6 protein-coding genes and 1 other annotated feature are annotated in these 7,204 nt (G+C 34.4%); of the genes, 2 read left to right on the forward strand and 4 right to left on the reverse strand.

Going from position 1 to position 7,204, the window contains the following annotated elements:
* Positions 1-9 precede the first annotated feature (9 nt).
* From KTQ83_RS05035 to KTQ83_RS05050, 4 genes are all read right to left on the reverse strand, one after another.
* On the reverse strand, positions 10-1,410 hold the full coding sequence (locus KTQ83_RS05035; RefSeq protein ID WP_217256166.1) for a S10 family peptidase: 1,401 nt from the start codon (positions 1,408-1,410) through the stop codon (positions 10-12).
* The gene (locus tag KTQ83_RS05040) at positions 1,410-2,120 is read right to left on the reverse strand and encodes a gamma-glutamyl-gamma-aminobutyrate hydrolase family protein (protein ID WP_217256167.1); all 711 of its coding nucleotides are present in this window, start codon (positions 2,118-2,120) and stop codon (positions 1,410-1,412) included. The genes KTQ83_RS05035 and KTQ83_RS05040 overlap by 1 nt, the downstream gene beginning before the upstream one ends.
* On the reverse strand, positions 2,113-3,468 hold the full coding sequence (locus tag KTQ83_RS05045) for a transglutaminase-like domain-containing protein (RefSeq protein ID WP_217256168.1): 1,356 nt from the start codon (positions 3,466-3,468) through the stop codon (positions 2,113-2,115). Before KTQ83_RS05045 ends, KTQ83_RS05040 begins: the two co-directional genes overlap by 8 nt.
* Positions 3,469-3,529: 61 nt before the next feature.
* Positions 3,530-3,895, reverse strand: a complete 366-nt coding sequence (locus KTQ83_RS05050; protein WP_217256169.1) for a hypothetical protein — start codon at positions 3,893-3,895, stop codon at positions 3,530-3,532.
* A 77-nt stretch (positions 3,896-3,972) separates the two neighbouring features.
* Here KTQ83_RS05050 and KTQ83_RS05055 point away from each other — a divergent pair, with 77 nt between their 5' ends.
* Together KTQ83_RS05055 and KTQ83_RS05060 are read left to right on the forward strand one after the other, a co-directional pair.
* Positions 3,973-5,400 (forward strand): DEAD/DEAH box helicase, encoded by a 1,428-nt coding sequence (locus KTQ83_RS05055; protein WP_217256170.1) that lies wholly within the window; start codon positions 3,973-3,975, stop codon positions 5,398-5,400.
* A gap of 94 nt (positions 5,401-5,494) precedes the next feature.
* Positions 5,495-5,705 (forward strand) — a binding site (T-box leader).
* Positions 5,706-5,810: 105 nt separating this feature from the next.
* Positions 5,811-7,061, forward strand: a complete 1,251-nt coding sequence (locus KTQ83_RS05060; RefSeq protein ID WP_217256171.1) for an argininosuccinate synthase — start codon at positions 5,811-5,813, stop codon at positions 7,059-7,061.
* Positions 7,062-7,204 lie beyond the last annotated feature (143 nt).

The raw sequence follows: 7,204 nt of genomic DNA on the forward strand, positions 1-7,204 counted from the left end.
GTTTTTGTGTTAAATACAGCTTTCAAAGAATGCACGCATGTCCTTGGCTAATAGATCAAAACTTTCTTTACCAAGATAAGCCATATGACCACTTGGATATTCACCAATTGTAACTCGATTTTGATCTAGATTGGAATGGGTTGCCAAATATCTGGCATTTCCAGCTGTTGTACAAAGATCATATAGACCAGAGGCAAAGAAGACTTTCATCTGTTTGTTTCTTCGCATGCATCCAGCTAAGGATTGGGCAGGACTTGTTTTGAATTCACGATTCCATGTCATATTTACATCAAAGACTAAGCCTTTTGAGATACGATCACTTGTGATATTCAATTCTTGGCGCATCAACCCATAGGCAGTTTGGAAAGCAGGTGTATATTGTCCCATAGCTGGGTCATCCGCAATGACATTAGCTTCCATGATTTCTGGATCATCATTCCATGTATAGCGACCATCATAGAATCCTAAAGCTAAGCCCTTATCTTCTAATAGTTTATGCGCAAAGCCTTTTTGCATATCCATATGTAAATGGTGTCTTAACCAATATGCTTTATCAATACCAGAATAGTAAGCTAGTTTATCTGCAATTTCTTCTTTATTAGGGCAGGCATCCCCTAAAAATAAGGCTTTGACATATTCAGTGGATGCGAATGTAAAGGCTTCATCAATAAAGTCTTTTTGCGAAATATTTTCCTTTGGATTATGGAAATAATTTGTGGCAGCCATTGTGATTAAGTCTGTCGCACTTGCTTCAACCGGAAGCTTTTCAATAAAGTAACTTCCAAGTAAGAAGATACCACTGACACTAATGCCCATCGTATCGGCCTTTTCAGGACCTGCACCCATCAACTCTCCTGCAAGTAGGGCACTTCTAGCCGTACCATAGCTTTCACCCGCAAGTAATACTGGTGAATTTCTTCGGTTGTAACGAGCTAAGAATTGTTCAATGAATTTAGAAACGCTTCGAACATCGCCATGCGTTTCATAAAATTCTTTTCTTGCCTTTTCCTGAATTAAACGACCTAAACCTGTTCCTACTGGATCAATAAAGACTAAATCACATAAGTCTAATAAGCAATGTGGATTGTCTTCTAGTTCAAAAGGAGGAACAGTAGGAAGATTGAGCTCATCATCTAATTTTACAATTCTAGGACCAAATAATCCCATGTGAAGCCAAAGACTTGCACACCCTGGACCACCATTATAAATAAATAGAATAGGTCGTTTAGAATTGTCTTGTACATCACTTCTAAAATAGGCATAACTAAAGATGGATGCGACTGGATTATTTTCTTCATCTGCAAAGAAATTATCTTCACAAATTGTATGATAAGGAATGGTTGTTCCTTGTATACTAATTTTGCCATCTGCTTCATATTTTGACTTTTCTAAATTTTCTTGAATACGCATTACTTTACCTCACACATTTTAATAAAGACATTGAATATATCTTGCATCTCACCATATTTATGGGACAATGCTTCTGGATGAAATTGTACGGCATAAATTGGTAATGACTCATGTTCAATAGCTTCAATAATGCCATCTGGAGCTTTAGCTACAACTTTAAAGTGTGGTGCTAAATCTTTGATGGCCTGATGATGAAAACTATTCACATAAGCTTCATCACTTAAGCTAGGATATAAAAAGCTATCCTTTTCAATATGGATCTTATGACTTGGATTTTCTCTTTTTTCTTGTTGCGCATGCTTGATTACATTTCTTTTACAATACGACAAATCTTGATATAGAGATCCTTTAAAATAGACATTCAACATCTGAATGCCACGACAGATTCCAAAAATAGGAATCTGTTTTTCGTTGGCATATTTTAATACTCGCATTTCATAATAATCACGATCTAAACTTGAATTACCTTGTAAAGGTCTTGGATTTTCATTATAAATCATAGGATTTACATCAATTCCACCTGTCACAATCAATCCATCTAATTGATTAACTTGAGCTTGAATTGTATCATAGTCATTTGTGATTGGAAGAATGATGGGACAGCCACCGGCACGAATAACACTATTAATATAGGCTTCATTGATAAATTGTTTAGGTAAATTCTCTTTATCCAATTCATTACATGTTAGACCGACAATAGGCCTACGCATTTTTATCCTCCATAAGGGCAATTTTGATATTCTTTGTCTCTTTAATGATGTATTTTCCTGGAATAGCTTCATCCACATATTCCATTTCACCATTTTGGTTGTCATATGGATCGTTTGGCAAGAAGTTTTTAGCTGGCACAAAATCACCTTGGAATTTAGATGAACATGGAGTTCTAAATGGATCTAGATATCCAAAATAGAAATCTCTTCTTTCTAAGTTTCCGGCACGATATGATCCTCCACCAAATGAACAATCTGCATATAACCATCCATATGGATCTACATAGAATCTGGCCCAGTCATGATTACCGATGGTTTCTGGTGTAGTATAAAGTCCAGCTTGCCAAGTGGCAGGAATGCCCGCAATACGGCATAGAGTAATAAATGTCAATGCTTGTAAACCGCAATCTCCTTTCAATCCAGTTGTGATATATTCTGGAATGCAAGGTAAAGTCGCATAAGCACGTACATATGAATATGTGACATGACTTGTGATATAGTCATAAATTAATTTAGCCTTTAATAATGGATTTGTTTCTTCACCAATGATTTCTTTGACTAAATCTTTCAAATAATCTGTAAATACAACGTGTGGCGCATATTCTTCAAGACAAGTATCTGGATGTTCATTTGTCACAATACTCGGATCTAATTCTTCATAGTGCATGTGATTGATGAATTCATATTCTACACTGAATTCTTCACCTTTTTCGTATGGCTTTTCAATATAAACACATCTTTGATCTACACTGTTATCATTTACTAGACCTTTATGAGATGTATTTAATAATTTAAAATCTTCAACTTGCGCATATTCTTTCGGAATAGGAAGCCATACGCGAATCGTTTTTCCAGGCTTTTCAAATGCAGGATCCACCTTTAAGCTTGTCTTGACATGAATCTTACAGAAAACATCGTTTTCTTCTTTCATTTTATGCATTACATCATCTAATAAAGTACTTGTAGCGCCTTGTTTTTCAATTAAACGATCTTTATAAGCATTACGCACTTTAATTAGGTTTTCAAAAAAATTGTCTTTTAAATACATTTTTCCCTCAATGAAGATCCATTCAAAAGCATTGTCCTTAAATAATGTATCGAATTCTTCATCTTTGAAATCTTCAATCTTTGATTTTAATAATTCAATGGCTTCTTCTTTGGAATACGTAAAATCTTCAGGAAGACGAGAAATCAATTCTTTTTCTAATTCTAAACGCTCCTTTAGTTTGGCAGGAATGTCCTTTTGAAGACGTAAATCAATCATCTCCTGCATCAATTTAAATTGCCCATTCCATTTTAATTTCATTAAATCTTCAGGAAGTGGCGTGTTCAATGTTGTCATGTTCATAATAGTTCACCTCATTTTGATTATACTCTATTATGAAAATTTTTACACAAAAAAATGAAACTTATTGAAATAAGTTTCGAATTAATTCCTCCTGACTATATTTTTCCTGCATTTCTTTATCTACACTCATTAATATAGGGGGTAGATTTCTGTATGATTTATAATATTGAAGGACTAAAGACAATGCTAAAAAAGGAGCCCATTCAGTAAGTGTCATATTGTCTTTTGGTTCTAAAAGAAAACCATCCTTTAAGACTTCTCTTCGTTTTGCGCAATTTAAGGCGTATTCCAATTCATTGCCATAGTTCACGTTTAACATTTCTTCATCAAAAGAAAGAATGGGACTTAAATTGTCTAAAGGCGCATTCATACTATATTGATAGGTATGTTTATCAATCTGTTTCATTACTAACGTTTTATAATTCATGATTCTATTGTAGCTTATAATATATTTTGTTTCTGTTAAATATTATTAACATGGTATAATTTTTACGGTGATAAAATATGACATTTGAACAAATGAATTTAGATAAAAATATTATACAAGCTTTACATACATTAGGCTATGAAAAACCATTACCTGTACAAGAAAAAGTCATTCCGAATATTCTTTCGGGAACGGATTGTATTGTCAAATCAAGAACGGGAAGTGGAAAAACAGCATCTTTTGCGATTCCCATTATTCAAAATCTAGAAATTGATGAAAGAAGTCCACAAGCATTGGTACTTACTCCCACTCGAGAACTAGCTTTACAGATTCAACAAGATTTTGATCGTATTGGTACTTTCAAAAAAATTAAGACATTACCTATTTTTGGTAAGCAGCCATTTAAGTTTCAAAAAGAAGATTTGAAACAAAGATGTCACGTTGTGATTGGTACGCCAGGAAGGGTTTTGGATCATCTGCAACAAGAAACATTAGATCCATCAAAAATTAAATATGTAGTTTTGGATGAAGCGGATGAAATGCTGAATATGAATTTTTTAGATGAAGTACAAGCCATTTTAAAATACATGCCTAAAAAACATGTGACATGTTTATTTAGTGCAACATATCCTGCAGTGATTCAAAGAATGAGTAAGAAATATTTGTATAAACCAGCTAAAATTGATCTAACGAGTTCAAATAAACCAAATATTCTAGAAGAAGCCTATCACGTCAATGAAGAACACAAAGAATTGTTCCTTCTTCATTTATTGGCATTAAAGAAACCAGAATCCTGCATGATCTTTTGTAAGACGCAGGCAAGAGTGGATGAAGTTTATACATGTTTAGAAAAGAATCAAGTCAGTGTAGATAAAATTCATGGTGGTATGATGCAAGAAGAAAGACTATCGCATATGCGACGTTTTAAAAAAGGAAAGGTGCGTATTTTAGTTTGTACCGATGTCGCAAGTCGAGGAATTGATGTTTTTAAAGTGGAGATGATCATTAACTACGATATGCCAAGTCCCGTAGAAACATATACACATCGTATCGGACGAAGTGGAAGAGTCGATGAAAAAGGTTTAGCTATAAGTTTAGTGAATGAATATGATGGAGTTCGAAAAGAAAAACTAGAAGAATATCTAGGTTATAACTTGCCATTTAAAGAAGAAGGTGAAGTCTATTTAAGTGATTTAGACGTTTTAGATTCATTAAAAGAATCTAATCGTGTGGTGGTCGATAAATCAAAAGATTTAAGAAAGGGTATCACTAAAATCTATTTGAATGGTGGAAAGAATAAGAAGATTCGTCCTGGCGATATTGTAGGGGCTATCTGCGAAATTGATGGTGTTACGGTCGAGGATATTGGTGTGATTCAAGTGCAGGATCATCAATCGTATGTGGATATCTTAAATGAAAAGGGAAAACTTGTATTAAAGAATTTAAAGACAATTAAAGGCAAAACATTGCGTATTCAAAAGGCAAAAAATGGATTTGGTCATTAGATCAGATCCATTTTATTTTGAAAGAAATGTAATGAATTGTAAATAAATGTAAACTTAAGCTTGAAAAGTTTCAGAAAATAATTATAATAGTCTCATAAATACTTTGAAGGAAAGAAGTACAAGAAGATTTCTTCTTTAGAGAGATAACATTTTGGTGCAAGTTATCGTTGAATATTCTTGGAACGTGTTCTGGAGTGGTCTAGTCGAAGGTTTGAGGCTAGAACGTGAATTCGCGTTAAGAATGAGGTGTCATCTGCATAGGGCAGATGGAATTTTGGTGGTACCGCGCTTATAACGTCCAATTTGTTTGGACGTTTTTTTTATGGTAAGGAGATGATGAATATGGAATGTGATCGACGATGGATTTATAGAACTATTTTTTCATATACATTAACAAGGAGGAACTTATCATGAAACAACAATACAATAAAGTCGTTTTAGCATATTCTGGAGGATTAGATACATCCGTATTAATTCCTTGGTTAAAAGAAAATTATGGATGTGAAGTCATTGCCGTAAGTGGAGATGTTGGTCAAAAAAGTGAATTAGATGGCCTTGAAGAAAAAGCTTTGGCTACGGGAGCTAGTAAATTATATATTGCGGATCTAAAGAAAGAATTTGTCGAAGACTATATTATTCCAAGCATGAAGGCGGGTGCTAGCTATGAAAATTATTTATTAGGAACAAGCTTTGCACGTCCGATCATCGCAAAAAAACTCGTTGAAATTGCCAAACAAGAAGGAGCTGATGCGATCTGTCATGGCTGTACTGGAAAAGGAAATGATCAAGTTCGTTTTGAACTAGCCATTCAAGCCTTTGCCCCAGGCATAGACATCATTGCACCTTGGAGATTCTGGGAATTGAATTCGCGTGAAAAAGAAATTGAGTATGCCAAGGCACACGATATTCCATTAAAGATTACAGCGGAAACAAATTATTCAAAAGATAAAAACCTATGGCATTTATCCCACGAAGGATTGGATTTAGAAGATCCTGCCAATAAAGCACCACTAGAAAAAGAAGGTTTCTTAGAACTTGGTGTAAGTCCAATACAGGCAAAGGATGAACCCGATTATGTAACGATTCATTTTGAAGAAGGAACTCCAACAAGTATTAATGGTAAGGAAATGTCATGCCTAGATATTATTGAAACATTAAATGATTTAGGTGGACAGAATGGTATTGGTATTTTGGACATTGTAGAAAACCGTTTAGTGGGTATGAAATCAAGAGGTGTATATGAAACACCAGGTGGAACGATTTTATATGCAGCACATGAAAAGTTAGAAGAAATCACTTTGGATAAAGATACGGCTCATTATAAAAAACAAGTCGCATTGAAATTTGGTGAACTTGTATATGATGGAAAATGGTATACGCCATTAAGAAAAGCATTGTCAAGCTTTGTGGATGAAACACAAAAGACAGTGACAGGCGATGTCAAACTTCAATTGTATAAAGGAAATATCATTCCTCAAAGTGTAACAAGTCCATACAGTTTATACTCAAGTGGCATGGCCACATTTGATGAAGACGATTGTTATGACCAGGCAGATAGTGCCGGATTCATCCACTTATTCGGACTTCCATTAAAGGTACGTGCCTTAAATGATCAAGAATTATTTGGAAAGGCTCAGAAACACTTTCCATCAGTAGAGTAGGTGTTCTATGGCAAAGATGTGGGCTGGCAGATTTAAAAAAGATGCCAATGCCAAACTTGACTCTTTTAATACCTCTTTACCCTTTGATTGGTACTACGTCAAGAAAAAGGACTCATAAAATAGATAAATTTTAAATTCTAATG

Origin of the sequence: Holdemanella porci (assembly GCF_019052655.1) — a bacterium.
GTDB lineage: Bacteria > Bacillota_I > Bacilli_A > Erysipelotrichales > Erysipelotrichaceae > Holdemanella > Holdemanella hominis.

What these genes read in the sequence shown, in the direction of transcription:
- KTQ83_RS05035 (WP_217256166.1), bottom strand. Translation starts at nt 1,410, where the DNA reads ATGCGTATTCAAGAAAATTTAGAAAAGTCAAAATATGAAGCAGATGGC.
- KTQ83_RS05040 (WP_217256167.1), bottom strand. Translation starts at nt 2,120, where the DNA reads ATGCGTAGGCCTATTGTCGGTCTAACATGTAATGAATTGGATAAAGAG.
- KTQ83_RS05045 (WP_217256168.1), bottom strand. Translation starts at nt 3,468, where the DNA reads ATGAACATGACAACATTGAACACGCCACTTCCTGAAGATTTAATGAAA.
- KTQ83_RS05050 (WP_217256169.1), bottom strand. Translation starts at nt 3,895, where the DNA reads ATGAATTATAAAACGTTAGTAATGAAACAGATTGATAAACATACCTAT.
- KTQ83_RS05055 (WP_217256170.1), top strand. Translation starts at nt 3,973, where the DNA reads ATGACATTTGAACAAATGAATTTAGATAAAAATATTATACAAGCTTTA.
- KTQ83_RS05060 (WP_217256171.1), top strand. Translation starts at nt 5,811, where the DNA reads ATGAAACAACAATACAATAAAGTCGTTTTAGCATATTCTGGAGGATTA.